Source organism: Mesorhizobium sp. M1A.F.Ca.IN.022.07.1.1, assembly GCF_003997575.1.
GTDB lineage: Bacteria > Pseudomonadota > Alphaproteobacteria > Rhizobiales > Rhizobiaceae > Mesorhizobium.
Window position 1 is genome coordinate 1 of record NZ_RZST01000710.1, and the last position, 649, is coordinate 649.

Annotated in this window: 1 protein-coding gene; it reads left to right on the forward strand. The window is 64.4% G+C overall.

Going from position 1 to position 649, the window contains the following annotated elements:
* A partial coding sequence (locus EOA75_RS33550; protein WP_164747791.1) for a DMT family transporter occupies positions 1-601 on the forward strand: 601 nt, incomplete at its 5' end.
* Positions 602-649: the final 48 nt, after the last annotated feature.

Genomic DNA, 649 nt, shown 5'->3' on the forward strand with positions numbered 1-649 from the left:
CAAATACACCTATGTCGCCAATGTCGCGGTGATCTACGCCACCTCGCCCTTCATAGCCGCACTGCTTGCCTTGCTGCTGGTGCGGGAAAAATTCCGGCTGCAGACGATGCTGGCGGCGGCCGTGTCGCTATGCGGCGTCGCCGTCATGGTGGGCGGCGGCTTTGGCAGCGGCCACCTGTTCGGCGACGGGCTGGCGCTTTTGATGACCACCGGCAGCGCGCTCTACATGATCATGGTGCGCGCCTTTCGCGACTCGCCCGTCGTCTGGGCCGGCGCGGTGTCGGCCTTCCTGCTCTTCGTCCTCGGCTGGTTCGTCACCGACCCGGTTGCCGTTTCGACCCGCGATATGGTGCTGCTTGCCACCTTCGGCTGCTCCTTCGCGCTGGCCTCGATCCTGTGGACCGAAGGTTCGCGGCTTATCCCCGCCGCCGAATCCGGCCTGCTCGGCTCGGCCGAAGTGCCGTTCGCCATCCTGTTCGCCTTGCTGTTCCTCGGCGAATTCCCACCGCTGGCCAGCATCGTCGGCGGCGCGATCGTGCTTTGCGCGGTTTTCGCGCACGCCGCACGCGACTGGTCGAGAGCCAAATCGACGCGTTCGTAAATTTTTTCGCGGTCACGGAACCATCACCCGACTCAGGCATTGTTAGAT